The 18,017-nt window shown below is 36.3% G+C and carries 20 protein-coding genes and 1 riboswitch; of the genes, 9 read left to right on the top strand and 11 right to left on the bottom strand.

The genetic code is table 11. The features are described from left to right. The first annotated feature begins 77 nt into the window (after positions 1–77). The 5 genes from odhB to T479_RS10850 all read left to right on the top strand — a co-directional run bounded on the left by odhB (position 78) and on the right by T479_RS10850 (position 5,297). Positions 78–1,310, top strand: coding sequence for a 2-oxoglutarate dehydrogenase complex dihydrolipoyllysine-residue succinyltransferase (gene odhB / locus T479_RS10870; protein WP_025219555.1), 1,233 nt, complete (start codon positions 78–80; stop codon positions 1,308–1,310). Positions 1,311–1,685: 375 nt separating this feature from the next. Continuing rightward, positions 1,686–1,871, top strand: a riboswitch (Lysine riboswitch). A gap of 119 nt (positions 1,872–1,990) precedes the next feature. Next, on the top strand, positions 1,991–2,845 hold the full coding sequence (locus T479_RS10865) for a transporter substrate-binding domain-containing protein (RefSeq protein WP_025219554.1): 855 nt from the start codon (positions 1,991–1,993) through the stop codon (positions 2,843–2,845). Between the two features lie 283 nt (positions 2,846–3,128). Continuing rightward, positions 3,129–3,854: an amino acid ABC transporter permease gene (locus tag T479_RS10860; RefSeq protein ID WP_024361638.1), complete on the top strand. Its 726-nt coding sequence runs from the start codon at positions 3,129–3,131 to the stop codon at positions 3,852–3,854. A gap of 13 nt (positions 3,855–3,867) precedes the next feature. Continuing rightward, positions 3,868–4,599 carry an amino acid ABC transporter ATP-binding protein gene (locus T479_RS10855; RefSeq protein ID WP_025219553.1) on the top strand — a complete coding sequence of 244 codons (732 nt, stop codon included), beginning with the start codon at positions 3,868–3,870 and terminating at the stop codon, positions 4,597–4,599. Positions 4,600–5,099: 500 nt separating this feature from the next. Further along, complete coding sequence (locus T479_RS10850; RefSeq protein ID WP_025219552.1) at positions 5,100–5,297, top strand: DUF6501 family protein; 198 nt, start codon at positions 5,100–5,102, stop codon at positions 5,295–5,297. Between the two features lie 64 nt (positions 5,298–5,361). Here T479_RS10850 and T479_RS10845 read toward each other — a convergent pair whose 3' ends face one another. The 4 genes from T479_RS10845 to T479_RS10830 all read right to left on the bottom strand — a co-directional run bounded on the left by T479_RS10845 (position 5,362) and on the right by T479_RS10830 (position 9,397). Further along, complete coding sequence (locus tag T479_RS10845; protein WP_025219551.1) at positions 5,362–6,432, bottom strand: toxic anion resistance protein; 1,071 nt, start codon at positions 6,430–6,432, stop codon at positions 5,362–5,364. Beyond that, positions 6,429–7,079, bottom strand: a complete 651-nt coding sequence (locus T479_RS10840; protein WP_024361642.1) for a 5-bromo-4-chloroindolyl phosphate hydrolysis family protein — start codon at positions 7,077–7,079, stop codon at positions 6,429–6,431. The genes T479_RS10845 and T479_RS10840 overlap by 4 nt, the downstream gene beginning before the upstream one ends. Before the next feature lie 267 nt (positions 7,080–7,346). Further along, positions 7,347–7,628: an acylphosphatase gene (locus T479_RS10835; protein WP_024361643.1), complete on the bottom strand. Its 282-nt coding sequence runs from the start codon at positions 7,626–7,628 to the stop codon at positions 7,347–7,349. A 41-nt stretch (positions 7,629–7,669) separates the two neighbouring features. Continuing rightward, on the bottom strand, positions 7,670–9,397 hold the full coding sequence (locus T479_RS10830; protein ID WP_025219550.1) for a globin-coupled sensor protein: 1,728 nt from the start codon (positions 9,395–9,397) through the stop codon (positions 7,670–7,672). A gap of 130 nt (positions 9,398–9,527) precedes the next feature. Between T479_RS10830 and T479_RS10825 the strand changes: the two genes are divergently transcribed. The 3 genes from T479_RS10825 to T479_RS10815 all read left to right on the top strand — a co-directional run bounded on the left by T479_RS10825 (position 9,528) and on the right by T479_RS10815 (position 10,800). Then, positions 9,528–9,809 carry a DUF1033 family protein gene (locus T479_RS10825; protein WP_024361645.1) on the top strand — a complete coding sequence of 94 codons (282 nt, stop codon included), beginning with the start codon at positions 9,528–9,530 and terminating at the stop codon, positions 9,807–9,809. A gap of 222 nt (positions 9,810–10,031) precedes the next feature. Next, a complete protein-coding gene (locus T479_RS10820; protein WP_004230088.1) occupies positions 10,032–10,232 on the top strand; it encodes a cold-shock protein in 201 nt (66 codons plus the stop codon). A 208-nt stretch (positions 10,233–10,440) separates the two neighbouring features. Continuing rightward, complete coding sequence (locus tag T479_RS10815; RefSeq protein WP_227665443.1) at positions 10,441–10,800, top strand: YkvA family protein; 360 nt, start codon at positions 10,441–10,443, stop codon at positions 10,798–10,800. 223 nt (positions 10,801–11,023) lie between these two features. Here the strand turns inward: T479_RS10815 and T479_RS10810 are convergent, their stop codons facing one another. From T479_RS10810 to T479_RS10785, 6 genes are all read right to left on the bottom strand, one after another. Beyond that, on the bottom strand, positions 11,024–11,305 hold the full coding sequence (locus T479_RS10810; RefSeq protein ID WP_025219549.1) for a hypothetical protein: 282 nt from the start codon (positions 11,303–11,305) through the stop codon (positions 11,024–11,026). Between the two features lie 10 nt (positions 11,306–11,315). Continuing rightward, entirely contained in the window at positions 11,316–11,705 is a 390-nt protein-coding gene (locus T479_RS10805; protein WP_024361648.1) for an SHOCT-like domain-containing protein, read from the bottom strand. Between the two features lie 13 nt (positions 11,706–11,718). Next, positions 11,719–12,084 (bottom strand): DUF2089 domain-containing protein, encoded by a 366-nt coding sequence (locus T479_RS10800; protein ID WP_024361649.1) that lies wholly within the window; start codon positions 12,082–12,084, stop codon positions 11,719–11,721. Positions 12,085–12,467: 383 nt separating this feature from the next. After that, the gene (locus tag T479_RS10795) at positions 12,468–13,292 is read right to left on the bottom strand and encodes a S1C family serine protease (RefSeq protein WP_025219548.1); all 825 of its coding nucleotides are present in this window, start codon (positions 13,290–13,292) and stop codon (positions 12,468–12,470) included. 57 nt (positions 13,293–13,349) lie between these two features. Then, complete coding sequence (locus T479_RS10790; RefSeq protein WP_025219547.1) at positions 13,350–14,006, bottom strand: hypothetical protein; 657 nt, start codon at positions 14,004–14,006, stop codon at positions 13,350–13,352. A gap of 59 nt (positions 14,007–14,065) precedes the next feature. Next, on the bottom strand, positions 14,066–15,061 hold the full coding sequence (locus tag T479_RS10785; protein ID WP_024361652.1) for a S66 family peptidase: 996 nt from the start codon (positions 15,059–15,061) through the stop codon (positions 14,066–14,068). Between the two features lie 225 nt (positions 15,062–15,286). Here T479_RS10785 and T479_RS10780 point away from each other — a divergent pair, with 225 nt between their 5' ends. Next, complete coding sequence (locus T479_RS10780) at positions 15,287–15,757, top strand: DinB family protein (protein WP_025219546.1); 471 nt, start codon at positions 15,287–15,289, stop codon at positions 15,755–15,757. Positions 15,758–15,870: 113 nt separating this feature from the next. Here T479_RS10780 and T479_RS10775 read toward each other — a convergent pair whose 3' ends face one another. Further along, on the bottom strand, positions 15,871–17,475 hold the full coding sequence (locus tag T479_RS10775) for an ABC-F family ATP-binding cassette domain-containing protein (RefSeq protein WP_024361654.1): 1,605 nt from the start codon (positions 17,473–17,475) through the stop codon (positions 15,871–15,873). Between the last annotated feature and the right edge of the window lie 542 nt (positions 17,476–18,017).

The raw sequence follows: 18,017 nt of genomic DNA, 5'->3' as shown, positions 1-18,017 counted from the left end.
CTGGAAGCTGGGCTACTTGCCTAAGGCGGTAGCCCTTTTATGTGCATTATGCACGTTAATCAAAGGAGGAAATGAAAGTGGCTGAAATTAAAGTCCCTGAATTAGCAGAATCGATTACAGAAGGTAGTATTGCACAGTGGGTTAAAAAAGTGGGCGACCGCGTGGAAAAAGGTGAATTTATCGTTGAACTTGAAACAGATAAAGTAAACGCTGAAATCATCTCTGAAGAAGCTGGCGTACTAACACAAATTTTAGCTGAAGAAGGCGATACTGTTCTTGTAGGTCAAGTAATCGCAGTTGTAGAAGCTGGCGAAGGTGCAGCACCAGCACCAGCTGCAGCACCAGTTGCAGCAGCTCCAACACCAGCAGCGCCACAAGCAGCAGCTCCAACACCAGCACCAGTTGTAGAAGAAACTACAGGTGAGCGTGTCATTGCGTCTCCTGCAGCACGTAAACTTGCTCGTGAAAAAGGTATTGACCTTGCAGCTGTATCTCCAGTAGATCCACAAGGCCGTGTACGTGTTCAAGACGTTGCAGCTCATGGTACAGCACCAGTAGTAGCGCCACAAGCAGCGCCAGCAGCACCAAAAGCAGTAGTAGCTGTTGACGAATCTCGTGTTACAATTGAAAAAATGAGCCGTCGTCGTCAAACAATTGCTAAACGTCTATTAGAAGTGAAGCAATCAACTGCTATGCTTACAACATTCAATGAAGTAGATATGACAAACGTAATGGCATTACGTTCACGTAAAAAAGAACAATTCTTTGAGTCAACAGGCTCTAAGCTTGGTTTCATGTCATTCTTCACAAAAGCAGTAGTGGCTGCACTTAAAAAATACCCATATGTGAATGCTCAAATCGTTGGCGATGAAATTCACTTAAATAACTTCTTTGATATTGGTGTAGCTGTATCAACTGAAGAAGGTTTAGTAGTACCAGTTGTTCGCGATGCTGACCGTAAAAACTTTGCTGAAATTGAAGATTCAATTGCAGATTTAGCTAAAAAAGCTCGCGATAAAAAATTAGGTATCGCTGATCTTCAAGGCGGTTCATTCACGATTACAAATGGTGGTGTATTCGGTTCATTAATGTCAACACCTATTATGAACGGTACTCAAGCTGCTATTTTAGGTATGCACTCAATTAAAAAACGTCCAGTAGAAGTGAACGGTGAAGTAGAAATTCGTCCTATGATGTACTTAGCACTATCTTATGACCACCGCATTATCGATGGTAAAGATTCTGTAGGCTTCCTTAAAACAGTTAAAGAATTACTTGAAAATCCAGAAGATTTATTATTAAATTCTTAATACAGAAAAATATGTGTTCAAGCCCTGCAAATTTAACGGTTTGCAGGGCTTTTTGTTGTCCCTGTATAGGGAAGCTTCGGTTCTCAAGGAATAGACGAAATTTTGCCTTATACAATTGGTCTAAAGGCCTTTAAATGTAGAGAAATACTGAATCTTTTGTATTGCCGGTAGTATTGAACATGATAATATTTTATGGAAAAATATTAAATAATAATTACAACACTTCTACTTTCTTAGATGTAATTTATGGATTTTAGAAGGATAATAACCTAATTTTGTCATTAGTCAGAAAAATGATAAAACTATCTTGACGAATAGACTAGCTTTATAGTAATATCTAAATATCAATTAAATAAACAAACCTCACTGTTATCTATGTGAGGTAGAGGCGCGGTATTTATTAGTCCATTGCTGAGTTAAAGCAAGCGAAGACGTAATGGAGAAGGAAATATCGCCGAAGTATAAAAGGAGCTCGTACTTTTATGCTGGGTCTGCAGTGAATAAGTGCAGGACTGTCCTAGTAAATCTAATTCCAGTTTACTAGGTTGTGCTATCTCAGAATGATGGAAATTATAGTGAGGATTTGGGCAACTGTCAATAAAAGGTAAGACCTAAGTTCAAAACTTAGGTCTTTTTTTGTACAGTTGCTTTATTTTTTTTACAGAAAAGGGGAGTTTTAGATGAAAAGAAAATGGTTGCTATTTATGTTAACGGCAATGACAGCGATTTTGTTAGCAGCTTGTGGTGCTGGAGACAAATCGGAAGACAAAGTATCAGGTGATGCGGCGAAAGAAGAAACAGGTGGAGAATTCCGCATAGGTATGGAAGCAGGTTATCCTCCATTTAACTGGACACAGCAAGATGATTCAAATGGTGCAGTAAAAATTGCTGATAATGCAGAATATGCAGGCGGCTATGATGTACAAATGGCGAAAAAGATTGCTGAAGGTTTAGGAAAAGAATTAGTTATTGTCAAAATGGAATGGGATGGTTTAGTTCCAGCACTACAATCCAAAAAAATTGATGCGATTGTAGCGGGGATGTCTCCAACTAAAGAACGTAAACAAACAATTGATTTTACAGAAAACTACTATACTTCTGATTTCGTCATGGTAATTAAAAAAGGTAGTAAATACGAAGATGCAAAATCTATTCAAGATTTCTCAGGTGCAAAAGTTACTTCACAGTTAAATACGTCTAACTACAATGTAATTGATCAAATTAAAGGCGTAGAAAAACAAACAGCAATGGAGAATTTCTCTGCAATGCGTGTCGCTTTAGAAGCAGGCAAAATTGATGGTTATGTAGCAGAGCGTCCAGAAGGTATTTCTGCTGCAGCAGCGAATGACAAATTTACATTTGTATCATTCGAAGAAGGCTTTGATACAGATATTTCAAATACTTCAATTGCAGTTGGTTTACGTAAAGGTGATGCAAGTCTAGATAAAATCAATGAAATCCTAAAAGGTATTTCAGAAGATGATCGCCAAAAAATTATGGAAGAAGCAATTCTTCAACAACCTGCAGCACAGTAATTTCGTTGAGGTTGCGCCAAAATGGAAAATAGTATACTGGAAGTATTTCTAGTATGCTATTTTTTGATATAAAAGTATGAATCCTTGGAAATAAAAAGGATTTTTATTAAGCGGTGCAGCCTCAATCATTTCGTTTATATAGAAGGGTAGCACCTTCTGATAAATGCTCATGTCTATGGTGTGTATCACATAATTTGAATAAAGCAACATCATTCAAATGAAGAGATGATTTCGCTAAGGCATATTTGATATCAAGCAACAACGCGTTGTTAGGAGGAACATCATGAGTTTAGATTGGATCATTTCTATAATAGAAAACAACTGGCAAATGTTTTTACGAGGTGCGTATTATACATTACTTATTTCAATTATCAGTACAGTCATTGGTGCATTTATCGGATTTTTTATTGGGATTATGCATACCATTCCAGTACGTAAAAAGGGTATAAAATATTATGTATTAAAATGTGTTAATTTTATACTGACATGCTATGTAGAATTTTTCCGTGGTACACCAATGATTGTACAAGCAATGGTAGTATTTTACGGACTAGATATTGCTTTTGGGATTGATATGCACTTTATTACGGCAGGTATTTTAGTCGTTTCGCTTAATACAGGTGCTTATATGGCAGAAATTGTTCGTGGAGGGATTGTTTCCATTGATAAAGGACAGTACGAAGCTGCTTCTGCTATTGGGATGGGACATGTACAAATAATGATGTATGTCGTATTACCACAAGTTGCGCGTAATATTTTACCGGCGACAGGCAACCAATTAATTATGAATATTAAAGATACGGCTGTTTTAAGTGTGATTGGCGTAACGGAACTATTTTTCCAAACGAAATCAATATCAGGTAATAACTTCCGCTATTTCGAATCATTCTTTGTTGCATGTGTGCTGTACTTTATCATGACATTTACGGCATCAAGAATATTATTATACGTTGAAAAACGCCTTGATGGACCGGATGCTTATCAAAAAGAATTAAAGGAAATTGACTAAGGGGGACGAACAAATGGCAATCATTCAAATAGAGCATTTAAGTAAATCATTTGGACGTAACCAAGTGTTGAAAGATGTGAATTTTAAAGTAGAAAAAGGAGAGGTTGTATGCTTAATCGGGTCATCAGGTTCCGGTAAATCAACACTCTTACGTTGCATTAATTTACTTGAAACGCCAAATGGTGGCGAAATTATTTATAAAGGGGAAAATATTTTAAACGAAAAGCATAATATTAAAGCTTATCGTACCCATTTGGGAATGGTTTTCCAACAGTTTAATTTATTTAACAATCATAATGTGTTAAAAAATTGTACAGTAGGGCAAGTAAAGGTGCTCAAACGTTCAAAAGATGAAGCAGAGAAAACAGCCTTGAAATATTTGAAAATCGTCGGTATGGATCAATACGTCAATGCTAAGCCACGTCAACTTTCTGGTGGTCAAAAGCAACGTGTAGCGATTGCGCGGGCATTATCGATGAATCCAGATGTAATGCTATTTGATGAACCGACATCTGCGCTAGACCCAGAAATGGTCGGGGAAGTCTTAAAAGTTATGCGAGAGTTGGCGGATTCAGGAAATACGATGTTAATCGTAACACATGAAATGGAGTTTGCGAAGGAAGTTGCAGATCGTGTTGTATTTATGGATAAAGGGGTAATTGTGGAAGAGGGGCCACCATTGAAGGTGCTAGTAAACCCAGAACATGAACGTACAAAAGAGTTTTTAAAACGAACGCTGAAGTAAGTGTAGCGTTCGTTTATCTTCAGCATCAATGGATTTCAGTCCGTGCTGACACTTGATAATGCTTCAGTCACATCTGTAATAGGAAAGCACTCCGTATCGGAAATCTACATGTAAAATGTAATAGCACTAGGTAAGCCCCACCATGAAAAGTCGTGGTAGGGCTTACGAGTGCTAGGAAAGTATTTTTAAAGTAAAAACAAGTTTCGACAGTCTTAAGGGAGTTCCATAACAAATGGACTCATTTATTTTCTAGAATTCCATTCTGCATATAAAATAAAGCAAATGGCAAATGCAACAGCGATGATAAAAAACCATTGCGGAACACCACCAAAACTCATAACAACACCTCTAGTATCATTTTATTAGGGTAAATGTGTAAATAAAACGTCATTAAGTACAAAATATAGACTTCTATAGTTTTTTCTCCACAAAAGAGCTAAAATCGTATAAAATAAACAATAGACGTTAGCTAAGTGCTAGTAAAGAGAGGTAGAGAAATTATGTTACATTTAAAATGGAAAGATGCGCCAACACTTCGTACGGTTACTTGCAAACATACGAATGCATCAAAATATTTAGTATCCAACGTATTAACAGTAGGAAAAGAGTATGAAGTGAAAAATGAAACAGAAGAGTTCATTTTCATTATTGACAACACGGGTAATATCGGTGGTTACTACAAAGAGTATTTCGCATAAAATGAGTAGGGGTGTCACAGAGAACTTCTGAGACACCCCTTTATATATTTAGCGACCCAGTATATTATTCCTTCGTTGTTTTTTTCATCCCAGCAACATCTAGTTGTAAATGTTGTCTATCCTGTTCTGTAGCAGTATGCAAAGCAAAAACATCTTGAATGGCCGTTTTAAGCTCCTGCTGTGTTTCTTTAAATTTCAATACTTGCTGTTCAAAAGTAGGACTAGTAAAGCGCTCGTTTGTTCGTGCCAGTCTTTCTTCCAATTGATTGTAATGATGATCCATATTCATGGATAACATCATAGCCAATTGATTTTTCCAAAGAGGAATGAGTGTCACAATTGAAAACTCTATTTTCTCAGCAAGCGTTTGATTAGCTTGTTGAATCATGCGTATTTGAGGGGCAGTTTGTAATGCAACCTGCTGGGACACTTGTAAATCATAAATACGTTGGTCGAGTCTTTCCAGTTGTGCTGTGAAATCATTGAGCTGTTGAACAGCTAGCGGTTGTTTAGTTGTTTGTACAATATCCACTTTTGTAGGTAACTCTACTTCAATGGCTTGCTGTTTTTTCATCAGTCCAGCTACAATGGCAGTTGCAAGCTCTTCAAAAAATCCTCTATTGTGTGCATATAGCTGTTCTAACATTTCTACGTCTTTTAACAGTTGTAGTTGAGCACGTTCGAGTTGAACACCAATTCGTTCGACTTGAATACTAATGCGTTCAAATTCCGTTAATGTTTGTTTGACGCTAGGACTCGTTTTACCGAACATTTTTTTAAAGAAGGAAGGTTTTTTTGGCTCTAGTGCCGCAGGGTCTACACGGTCTAATGTTTGCATTAAGGAATCTAGCATTTGACCAATTTTTGTGACATCTTTATCCTTCACTTGGGCAAGCATACGATCTGCAAATTGAGAGACTGCACGTTGAGAGTCTTGACCTAATGATAATACGGATTCAAAACTACTTAGGTCAATTTGACTTGCATATAAAAGTGCACGACTTTGGGCAAGAGGTGACAATGTCTCATAGGTCTCCATCGCTTCTTGATTTGACGATGCTAAATAGCTTTGTACAAGAGGTGAGATTCCTTGCAATGAATCTAAATGGACGAAAGCATCTCTGTTAGCTGTCATTTTTCCTCGCCTCGCCATTCCAATTGTTCTTTCCGTTTTAAATTGGAACGGTTTGCGAATTCAATTTCCATTTGAAGATGATCGATATCATTAGAGAGTGCATCCTTTAAGTCAATTTGAAACGTGGAATTTAAATCCGCTAAAGTTTCACGCGTTTTTGATAATGTAATTTGGATTTCTTTATCTTTGACAGGCTGTTTTGACAACATAGTATACTTTTCAGTCAATTCAACAGCAGAAGGAAGATGCGCATAGAAAAATGGCTCCACATTGTAAAACTTTCTTGGATCAGTTTTGACAATTTTGATAATGTTTTTTGAAATACGTGTCATTTCGAGTAATTGCTTAAAGGCTGACACGGAACGAACTCGTAAATAGTTTTGGCTTAATGTTTGAATATGTTTGTTAGCTGTCGATAGCTGTAAATCAATATGTTTATACTCATCCTTTGTAATTCCTGCTATGTGCATAACTTTTCTTTTTTGATTTAGTTTTAGCAATGTTGTGCTCGTTGCATAGGTGCCAGCGAACAAACAACCACCAAGGAAGAATCCTGGATTTGCCGCAAACGCTGTAATAGAAACAGTTGATAGAGAAATTAAAAGGCTAGCGGTATGTCTTGAGAAAAACTGTCCGATACTGAGCATCGTTTCTTCCTCCTTGCTTTTCAATATGTCTATCTTTTAATACGTTAAAATCGACATAAAGTTTCAATAATTATCTTAAGACTTACATAAATTTTACTGCTAATTGCTAAGTTTCTCAATAAATACACTTGTCTAATGAGTAGAATTCACATTTTGCTAGGCGTGTATTCTTTATAGTATGTTCGTTTTATAGAAGACCATTAGCAAAAGTCCGTCACTTACTGTTTTTTCTTGTGTAAAATGACAAGTAGAAAAAAGAAGTCAGACTTAAACAATGTCCGACTCCATACGTACATAACCTTTTAAATCGTCGAAAAGTTCTAAAGCAAAAGAATTTGAATCTGCTTGTAGGCTAACACCCTTTTGAACAAATAGTAGAAATTCATCAATTGCTTTTTTTGAACCTTCTACCTCTACTTCTATTTGCTCTTGAGCATTCAACTTGCAATAACCTTTCAAGCCTAATTCTATCGCTTTTTGTTTGATAAAAAAGCGATATCCTGTTCCATAAACATCTCCGAAAAATTTAATCAGCGCTCTCTTGTTCACGCTAAAACCTCCCAAAAGTAGAGGAGGGTAGTCCCTCCACCTTACTGCATAACACGTTCTTTTTCCAAGTACGTAATTAAATTATTAATATAGAATAGAACACGCTTCGAGGCCTCGTCTACCTCTTGTAAATGGCCATCAGCCTTTTGAATATTGCCTTCTTGATATGCTTCCGCAGCTAACTTAGCCGATTTATGCACTTGTAGGTGATATTCGTCTAATTCACGATAATCTTGTAAATGACCAAAACGTTCCACTGTCCGAGGAGCAGTATACCATTTACCGAGTCGGCATTCAGTATGTGAAGACACGTCACTTGGTTGCACTTTTTCTAAACCAAGGAACATATTATAAATACGCCATTTCCATAAAATATGGTCTGCTTTTGAAAGTTGTAATAAAGCAATGGAAGATAACTGGACATTATTATTTGCGATAATATCATTACGGAAACGATTAATTTCTTGCCCGAGTAAGTGTATATCGCTGGATGTATTATAACTATAATCACGAATATCATCTTGATGGCCTGAAATTTCAATCATTCGTGCTGATACTTCGTCTATGGCAGCAGCTTGCTCCTGCGAAATGGCAGCTGTATTGGTCACATCGAGATTAATCCCTTCAATTGCAGCAACAATAGCATTTAGCAGTGGTAATGATTGTTTTGCCTCAATTGTAGCTTCCTTAATAATCGTTGTTGTTTCCGTTATGGAATGTGATACATCATTGGAGTAACTTTTCAGATGGTGAACATTTGTTGATACTTCACTAAGAGCGGAAACCGTTCCTTCTGCTAATTTACGGACTTCTTGCGCTACTACAGCAAATCCTTTGCCATGTTCACCAGCACGAGCAGCTTCAATTGAGGCATTCAGTGCAAGTAAGTTTGTTTGATCGGCAATTTGGTTTATTAATGTCACAACGTGTTCGATATCATTGACACGTTTTTGTAACTCAGTAAACGAATCAACGATGTTAGTAAACGTTTCTTCCGTTTTAAAAATTTCTGATAAAGCATGCTCAATGGCATTCTTACCTTTGACAGCATGATCAACTGATTCCGTTGTTTTTTCAGAAATATGCGAGGACATCCGAGCAACTTCATTGATTGATGCGGCAATTTCCTCTGTTGCAGCAGTAGAAGATTGTATTTCTTCATTTTGTTTATCTAAACTAAATACTAAATCTTTCATGTACATAATTTTTGCATTTACATCCATAAGTGATGAAATTTCAGCGACAACGTTCTCAATTATACGCTCTGTTAATACTTCCACAAGCAGTTCCTGGTCCACATTGACAGCTGATTGGAAAGATTTCATATACTCAAAAGCTTTGTATGGTTTTAAACCAAAGTTATGTAAAATGTAAGTCGTAATATAAAAGGCAAATTGGTTAAATACTACAATTAACTTACCAGGTTCATATTGGTTTTTTCGAAACAGATTGAAAAACTTTACCGTTTCATCCACATATTCATCATCACGAGTGGCCAAGAAAAATTGTGTTAAATAGCGACTAATATTTTCTTCACTAATCGTTTGTTGAGAGGAGGGAGAGATTTCATTTAAATAATTTTTAAATATTGCATTCATAGAAGGCGTAATATCCTTCAATTTATAAAAGAGAGCTTTTAAATTTTCTTCATCTTGTTTATTAAAATGATTAAATGCCAATGTCTTGTTGAAACGGCCTGTTGCACTTAAGTTGGTCCCTCGCTTTAGCAATTGTTCTAGCTCGGCCTTAGGTCGAATACTTGAAAACATAAAAAAATACCTCCCAAATTAAATAATGAATAATAAGGTAATAATAGCATATTGCAGGGTGTTTTAATAGACATTTCAGAAGTGTTTGCTAAAATTAGAATATCTTATAACAGCAAGGAATGTGGCAAATATGTATACAATACTTTACATGAAAGCTGACTATGAGCCTTGGTGGAAATTTGAAGGCTGGGAAGCTTTTATTCAAACGCAAGAAACGTTTGATACAAAAGAGCAATTTGAGCAGGCATTACAACGGAAATTAGCGCATTTCCGATCAGTATATGAACATGAAGCGACTAAAGAGGGTGGTTTTTGGGCTTTTTGGTCTGAAGATGAAAGTTTTTACTGTGAAGCTTGTGATGATGATGCGCAAGTATACCATGGCATAATGGCTTTTGAAGGACATTGTTAAATAAATTTTCAAATTAATTAAAAAAACAATTTTCTTTATTTGACAAAATTATGAATGATGGTATACTTAACTTAACAATTTAATTGCTTCACCGGAAACATGGATTCACATATTACAAAAAGTGATCGCGTTAGTTCGGTACTCTTTGTAATATGTGAATTTTTTTAATTCGTTGAAGAAATTACATATTGTTCACTTTTATTTTTTTGGAGGTTTTTTTAAATGAAACAAGGTACAGTAAAATGGTTTAACTCAGAAAAAGGTTTTGGATTCATCGAAGTTGAAGGCGAAAACGACGTATTCGTACACTTCTCAGCTATCCAAGGCGAAGGTTTCAAAACACTTGACGAAGGTCAAAAAGTGGAATTCGAAGTTGTAGATGGCAACCGCGGACCACAAGCTGCTAACGTAACTAAACTTTAATTCTCGGTAATTAAAATTACTTTCGTTAAAAAAAGGCACCCTATTTTTATAGGGTGCTTTTTTTTGTATACTTTTGCGCTAGTTCGACAATAGTAAGGGCAGGTATTTTGCTATGGACTCGTTTTCAATAGCTCATTTTTAATTATTAATAGGATTATTTTTTCGTTTTGGGGTAATAGGAAATTAAAGTAGAAGGAGGCAGCTCAACATGGATAACAACGGAAACAAACAGAATAAGCAGGAACATCATGATTATTATCAAACATTGCGGAGGAAACTTGTACAATTTTTCACTTCAAAAACAGGGAAGAATCATCGATATGCTGATTATTTATTATTTGTACCTGATATATTTCATTTACTAATTAAAATCGTGACAGATCCTGCAATTGACTCTAAAAGTAAAACATTAATTGGGGCAACCATTACGTATTTTATTTTCCCAATGGATGTTTTACCAGAAGGTATATTTGGTTTTGGCGGTTTTCTGGATGACTTGATGTTAGCCACGTATGTTCTTAATATGACGATTAATAAATTGGGCCCTGAAGTGATTGAAAAACATTAGACTGGTGATGAGAAATTGCTTGGACTTTTACAAAAACTAACAGAAACAAGCGAGGAACTTTTAAGTAAAATGCCTGCAAAATCAATTGTTACAAACTATCTGCACAAAAACAAAAAATAATTATATTATGTTAACTTAAATTGTTCCGAATTAAAATCCCCCATTCTTTTAGAAAGGGGGGATTGTTCGCTTTGTTCACTGTACCTTCTCCACGTACTGCAAACTATAATTTAACCTTCACTTCAGTACCATCATTTGCTTTGACATCCACTAGTACGATTCCTTTATAATTTTTCAGCTCCCGAACAATAGGTTTGAGCACTTCTCTATCTATTGGTGGAAAAGTAAAGTCTATTTTTTTTCTTTCGAAGTGATCTTTTGTCCATTTGTTTGCCATTAACTGGATAAAATTTGAAGTTAAAATGGAAATAGCGATATTGACAAATGCATATGGAATAGGAATGGTGAAGCGCACACCTTTTGCTTTTACTTTGACATACATCATAAGCGTTTCACTATTCAATAATAACTGAAACGGTATCCCCGTCTGCAGATTTAATATCAACAATTTGGCCATCTAATTCGTTTTCGATTGCTTCTAAGATAAGGTTGATATCTATATCTTTAACATATTTTTCTGATTGAGGTATGCTTGCAGCAATGCTGTGACCTGCCATTAATATTACTTTTACAAGTTTTATAGGCAAATTAACTGTAACATTATCATTTTCGGCAGAAATCACACGAATTTTTAATGTTTTATCTAAATAGGTAGTTGGTTTTTCTAACGATATATTTCCCGTTTCTTCTTTATCCTTTAATGCTTGAATTAGTTCAGATCCTTTGTCTGCATCAATTTTTCCTTCTTGAATCATGGTTAACACTCTTGAAATTTCTTCTTTCATCATTGATTCCTCCTTATTCTTCTTTTAAAAGTTTAATGGCTTCTTCAGCTGTGATTTCGCCATTTTCCAACATAGTGACAACTTTTTTTTCGTCGATTTCATTTTTCTTTTTTGGCTCATATCCAAGGGATGAAATAATGTCTGTTAACTTGCCTCTTACCGTTGGATAGGAAATACCCAATTCTTTTTCAACTTCTTTAATATTCCCTCTGCATGTCAAAAATACTTCCACAAAATGCAGCTGATCCTTTGATAAGGAAGCCAGCTTTGATAATTCAAATTCATTTTCAATCGTAGTGTGACAATGAGAGCATTTTAGCCTGGTTATTTTTAATGTTTTACTACAGACCGGACAATTTGTAATTACTTTATAAGCCATAGTGTGACATCCTTTCTATTTGTTGATTAAATTATATAATAAAAAATCAATAAAATAAACATTAAAATTAAATAAATTAATTTTATTAATAAAAAACTTTAATAATTTAATCATTGATATTAAATTGTAGTTTGATTTTCGATTTATAAGAGCAATAGGAGGAGTGACGTATCACTACTATATGAGTGGTTTTTGAAATTGGAATATATTCTTGAAAGAAGGGGGGTACAATTATGTCTAACTGAAAGTATATCGTGTAGTGAAGCGAATATAATCATGATGAACTGTCAGGAAAGATGTAATAGGAGAAGCCCCGCCGCTATCTATTGAAGATAGATGGGGGGCTTTTATTAATCATAGAAGGACATCAGTTGCTAAGTTAATTACGACGCATTAATAGTTTGCTCGATTTGTTCTTGTAAAACATGTACAGGTATAAACAATCCTACTCGTCCATAAGGCTCCTTTTTCATGGTGGCGAACACAATACCAATAACATCACCGTCTGTATTAAGAACAGGGCTCCCACTATTGCCTTTGTATACAGGTGCTTGCATCATCATAACGGGCACCTGCCAATCATCAAGATAAATTTCATTTAGTAATGTTCCTTTATTTGCAATACCTGTGAAAGCTAGTGGATTACCAATGAAATAAACTGCCTCATCTTCTTGATAACTAGGGCGATTGGCAAGCGTTAACGACGGTAGGTTGGTACCAGTAACTTGCAAAAGAGCTAAATCGACTTCAGGAAAACTTTGTACTAATTGTGCTTCCATAAGCCCTTGTTCTGGAAAGACAACAGACAATGTAAGCGCATTTTCCACCACATGGGCATTTGTTACTATTAAGCCATCTGGAGAAATGACAAAGCCTGTCCCTTTACTAGAGCCAGTAGAGACTTCAACAATCGCTTTTTTATACGTTTGAATATCTTCTTGCTTTGATAATTGGCTAGAGACCTTGAGAAATTCAATAGCTGGTATCGAGTAAATTTGGAAAATCAGCGCAAATGTATTCATAAATAAGACGAACGCCATGCACCATATCATCCATTTAATAATAGGCTTCTGCTTCTTCGACTTGCTTCCTTGCAGTCGTCTTTCCCGTTCTTCAGCTAAAGCCTTTTGTTGCTCTGCCAAAACAAGTTCAATCAATTCCTCTTCTGTTAACTCTTCTTCAGTAGTGTGCTTATGTATATCGCTCATGTAAGCTACCTCCTTACTTAAAGAAAAAGGCGCCAGAGAGACGCCGATGTAGACAATTTATTCGATTTTTTGAAGCGTTGAAGTGACCGTAAAAACTTCTTCCATATTTGTTTTCATTTCGTCTTTAGTATGGATCAGCCCCACACCTTTGGCAAAGTATTTTGTCGTCGTTATGTTGTCCTTTGTTTTCCTAAGCTCAATTACATTGTGGAAAGTGGCGAAGCTCGTTGTGATAGCGGCAGTAGTCGATAGAATGACCCAACCATCAAAGCGATGCCCAACTTGCAGCGGTTGTTGTAAAATCGTTTCCATAACCGGAAAGGATGCTATTTCTTGAGCTGTTGGCACTGTAGGAGCTTCATCGACCGCTTCCATATAAACAAGTTCTATTGCGGTATTCGTAATACGATAAACTTTTAATAAAATGACACCGCCATTATTTTCGATTTGTGCAATTGACGTTTTATCGATATAGCTTGTCTGAAGTGTGTAACTAGCAAATTCGTTGCCTTCACCTTGAAAATAAGCTGTTGATCCATCTGGAGGGAAATAGTCAGTTATCAGTCCTGCATCTAGCTGTTTTGTATTTTGCTCATCTGTTTGGGTCTTGTCATGATTCGTTGCAAGGCTAGGTTGTTCCTGACGCTCAGTTTTTGGATTGTTTGTACAGCCAACAAGAATGAGTGCTAGACATAAGAATATGATTTGTCTCATATCCAACTCCTTTGCCATTTTTCTTTAAGTATACGTGAAGTGACGACTAGATACGAATATTAACAGAACCAACTCTCTAAAAATGTAATGCGTTTTTGCGTTGCATCCACTTTGACACGTAAACCAAGTGGCATTGCGTGCAATGGGTGTGTATGACAACAATCCACCTCCGCCAAGATTGGGATGGCTAACCCGTCCAGCTGTTCTAACAGAACATCGTATGGTTTTCGTCCTGTTCCTTCATCATCGTATTGCTCATGTTTACCTAAAATAATTGCGGAAATGTTGTTAAAGAAGCCATGTAATTTTAGCATGGCGAAGTTTTTCTCCACTACAGCAATCGTTTTAGATGTATCTTCTAACAGTAAAATATCGCCTTCTTTTATTTGTGGGAAAAAGGGGGTTCCTATAAAACCATACATTGTATTGATATTGCCACCAATTAAACGACCTTCCGCACTTCCTTGTTGTACGGTAATCCATGCATTATCATGTTGTGTTTTTTCTACAGTTTTTTCAAGCCAATTAATACGGTCGTCCGTCCAGATAGGGGGAGTGGGCATTTCATAAGGAATTGGCACGTCTTGCATAAACAACTCTTTAAAATATTGTTCTGTGTAGTTGACGAATGGTGGGAATTCACCGAATGTGGATGCAACAGAAGGACCGTAAAACACCGGAATGCCAGTCTTTGCATAGATGGCAAGTAGGATGGCTGTTACATCCGACAAGCCCACAAGTATTTTAGGCGTTTGTTGTAACGCTGCATAATCTATATAAGGCAACATACTATTTGCATTTGTGCCTCCCATCGTAGGTAATATCATTTTCACCGTAGGATCCCGTAGTAAATCATTGAGCTCTTGTGCACGCTCCTTTGGCGTACCAGAACGGTATGTATCACTTTTGCCAGTTAATAGACCTTCCTTGATGGTAAAGCCGAGTGCCTGTAATCTTGCCTTACCTCGTTCATAACGTGCTTTAGCAAGTACTGAAGCTGGTTTGGAGGGCGAATAAATACCAATAGTATCGCCTTGTTTTAATGGGGAGAACATAAAATACCTCTTTCCAATTATTTAAGTTGTAGCCCATTATACATGATTTTACAACTATATGGGTGAACTCTACTACTTTATGAAATAGATGCTACTATCAACAGAAATTTAGAACATTTGTAGCAAAGTTGATATTGTTATGTATGTTAACCACATTCTAGAAACTTGCGATACTGTTTAGAATTGACTATGATAATGTCAGAGTCAAAAAATGGGGGCGATTTGATGTATCGACAAGTAGAAGATTTTCTAAACGACTGGTCAATTGCAGCGGAAGGAACGGTTCAAGTACTAAAAGCAATAACGGATGACAAGTTAGAGCAATGTATTGTTGAAGGGCATAATTCGTTAGGTTGGTTAGGCTGGCATTTAGTTGGTGCAGCAGGCTATTTTAGTTATTTAGCAGGTTTAACAGTGCCGATGATTCGTCAAGAAGATCCAGTTCCAGCTACAGCAGCTGACATTGTAGCGACCTATGAAAAGTTAGCCAACAGTATTAATGAGGAAGCGGCAAAGCTATCAAATGAGGGCTTACTAGAAGAAGTGAACAGTTTTAAAGGACCGATTTCTAGAGGCGCATTATTACGCGCAATGATTGATCATCAAACACATCATCGTGGACAAATGACTGTACTATTACGACAAGCTGGTTTACCTGTACCAGGTGTATTAGGACCAACGAAAGAAATGCAATAATCTAATGAGACGGCAAATACAAGCAGTATTTGTCGTTTTTTAATTTCCAAAATAAAAACTCCCCCAAGTAAGTGGGGGAGCATCATACTATGAAACGTTATTTAGAGAAAGGTTTAGTTTAAACCTTGGCTGTCTTTCCACTCTAAAAACTCATCATAAGTTAACTGTTTGTCTAAAATCGTACCATCTTCACGGATTTCAATGACACGGTTAGCAATTGTTTGGATGAACTGATGGTCATGTGATGTGAAGATCATGGCACCTTTGAAGCGGATTAACCCTTCATTTAGCGCTTGAATGGACTCAAGGTCAAGGTGGTTCGTTGGTTCATCAAGTAAAATAACATTAGCAGTTGCTAACATCATTTTAGACAACATACAACGCACTTTTTCTCCCCCTGATAAGACAGAAGGGGATTTTTTCACTTCTTCACCAGAGAATAGCATGCGACCTAAGAAACCGCGTAGGAAGCTTTCTGTTTCATCATCAGGTGAATATTGACGAAGCCATTCTACTAATGATTTTTCAGAGCCTTCAAAGTATTTATCATGATCGTTTTCGAAGTAGCTTTGAGATGTTGTGACACCCCATTTAAATGTACCAGCATCTGCTTCTTTTTCTTCCATTAGAATATCAAGAAGCGCTGTTTTTGCCATCGGGCTACCTAGTAATACGATTTTATCGTCTTTATTCATTGAGAAGCGAATGTCTTTAAATAACGTTTGACCTTCTTGACTCGCTGTCAAACCTTCCACTGTTAAGACATCATTACCGATTTCACGACCGATTTGGAAGTTGATAAATGGATATTTACGGCTAGATGGTTTAATATCGTCAAGCTCGATTTTATCCAACATTTTTTTACGTGATGTTGCTTGTTTTGACTTTGATGCATTGGCAGAGAAACGAGCAATAAACGCTTGTAATTCTTTAATTTTCTCTTCTTTTTTCGAATTTTGGTCTTGCGCCATTTTTTGCGCTAACTGAGAAGATTCATACCAGAAATCGTAGTTACCCACATATAATTGGATTTTAGAGAAATCCAAATCCGCAATATGTGTACATACTTTGTTCAAGAAGTGACGGTCATGGGATACGACGATTACTGTGTTTTCAAAGTTAATTAAAAATTCTTCTAACCATTGAATTGCTTTTAAGTCAAGGTGGTTGGTAGGCTCATCCAGTAATAGAACATCTGGTTGACCGAATAAAGCTTGTGCTAATAATACTTTGACTTTGTCAGAACCTTCAAGGTCACCCATTAACATATAATGAAGGTCATCTGAGATGCCTAAACCGTTTAATAATGTTGCAGCTTCTGATTCAGCTTCCCAACCGTTTAGCTCTGCAAATTCACCTTCTAATTCAGCAGCACGCATGCCATCTTCATCAGAGAAATCTTCTTTTGCATAAATTGCATCTTTTTCATTTTTTACATCATATAGGCGTTTGTTACCCATAATAACAGTATCTAATACTGTATGCTCATCATATTCGAAGTGGTTTTGTTTAAGGACAGATAAACGTTCGTCCTTACCCATAGAAACATTTCCTTCTTGTGCTTCAATTTCACCAGAAAGAATTTTTAGGAATGTTGATTTTCCTGCACCATTTGCCCCGATTAAACCGTAGCAATTCCCCGGTGTGAATTTTATATTTACGTCTTCAAATAGTTTACGATCGCCATAGCGAAGACCTACATTACTTACTTGAATCATGCAAGTTCCTCCTTTTTTCACAATGGCTCTAGTATATCATGAAATATGTTCCATAGTCTATAAACATTATGACAGCAACGTTTATCGTTCATTGATTTAGTGATTAGCCCTGTTGCTGCCCCAACTACTTCTAAACTGTTACTAAATAAATATACATTCATACCTCGATTTAATAAGATTGTGCAATGAGTATGTCGTAAACCATGCAAAGTAATTTTGTGAAGTGAAGTTTAAGCAGAAAAGGAGATTTTACCTATTAACTGAGGAATTGGAACAACAAACGTTATCTCTGTTTTAAATGAATTGTAATGGAGGATATCACAGATTGTAACTTGATACACTTAATTAAACCAAAATTGGTGAGAATTATTGATAAAGTTAGTTATTTGGCAATTTGCCCTATAAGTAAATATAAAAAAGCCCCGTTTCTCGTCATTAAAATTGAGAAATTAGGCTTTTCTCGTTACTCTAGAAAAGCGCACGATTGTGGAAAATCATAACCATATTTCTTCTTAAACTAAAGCCTTCGTTCGTTTAAAAAG

It is taken from the genome of Lysinibacillus sphaericus, assembly GCF_000600105.1.
In the GTDB taxonomy this organism is placed as follows: domain Bacteria; phylum Bacillota; class Bacilli; order Bacillales_A; family Planococcaceae; genus Lysinibacillus; species Lysinibacillus sphaericus.
Note: the sequence above shows the minus strand (reverse complement) of the source record. Positions and strands in the feature narration are given on the sequence as shown.